The sequence below is a fragment of the Nguyenibacter vanlangensis genome, from assembly GCF_013376155.1.
GTDB lineage: Bacteria > Pseudomonadota > Alphaproteobacteria > Acetobacterales > Acetobacteraceae > Gluconacetobacter > Gluconacetobacter vanlangensis.
This window is the reverse complement of sequence record NZ_JABXXP010000856.1, coordinates 1-1,085: the sequence shown is the minus strand read 5'-3', so window position 1 is coordinate 1,085 and position 1,085 is coordinate 1. Positions and strand designations below refer to the sequence as shown.

The 1,085-nt window shown below is 69.8% G+C and carries 1 protein-coding gene; it reads left to right on the top strand.

Features of this window, described 5'->3' with window-relative positions; all coding sequences use genetic code 11:
* Window positions 1-265: 265 nt before the first annotated feature.
* Window positions 266-1,085, top strand: an 820-nt coding sequence (locus HUK84_RS19675) for a M16 family metallopeptidase (protein ID WP_176641715.1), incomplete at its 3' end; no start/stop codon positions are given.

The window sequence follows — 1,085 nt, the reverse complement described above, 5'->3', positions numbered from 1 at the left end:
CGCCCACCAGCCGCGCCCGCGCCACCGCGCCCCGGACCACGCCGGCCACGCGTTCGGCCATGCCCGCGACGGGCAGAGGATTGGTCATGGCGTGTCCTTTCGTTCCGCGTCGTTCCGCACGCCGGGATGATCCGGCAGGACGAGGGTATCACGGCAGCGACCGAAGGCGGCAGCCATGGTTTTCAGTCATGGTTTTCAGCCATGGTTTTCAGGGAGGCCGCGCGGGTCTAGGCTGTCGGGGCCATCGAGGAGTACCCAGCACATCATGACCGCCCGTTTGGCCACCACCGCGTTAAGCCTTTCCCTGGCCCTGCTGGCCGCGTCCCCTCCATCGGATCCGGCGCATGCCGCGCCGCCCGGCCCTGCCCGGCCGGCCAAAGCGCCCGCGGCGACCCCGGTGGATGCAGCCCCGGTGGATGCAGCCTCGACGGGCGCCGCCGTGCGCGCGACGTTGCCCAATGGGCTGCGCGTCGTGGTGATCCGCGACCGGCTGGCCCCGGTGGTGACGACGGAGATCAACTATCTGGTCGGATCCAGCGAGGCGCCGCAGGGTTTTCCCGGCACGGCGCATGCGCTGGAACATATGATGTTCCGCGGCAGCGCGGGACTGGACAAGGACCAGTTGGCGGCCATCGGCGCGCAGTTGGGCGGCAGCTACAATGCCGACACCACCGAGAACGTCACCCAGTATTTCTATACCGCGCCGGCCGAGGATCTGGGCGTGATGCTGCGGATCGAGGCGCTGCGCATGCGCGGGCTGAGCCTGGCGCCCGCCGATTGGGAGAAGGAGCGCGGGGCGATCGAGCAGGAGGTCGCCCGCGACCTGTCCAGCCCCAGCTACCAGTATCTGTCGCGCCTGCAGGCGATCCTGTTCGCCGGCACGCCCTATGCGCATGACGCGCTGGGCACGCGCCCGTCCTTCGACAAGACGGATGCGGGGCTGCTGCGCGCGTTCTATGAGAAATGGTACGCGCCCAATAACGCGATCCTGGTCATTGCGGGCGACGTGGACCCGGCGCATGCCATCGCCGAGGCGCGCGCCGCATTCGGCGACATTCCGCGCCGCGACCTGCCGGCGCGCAGCC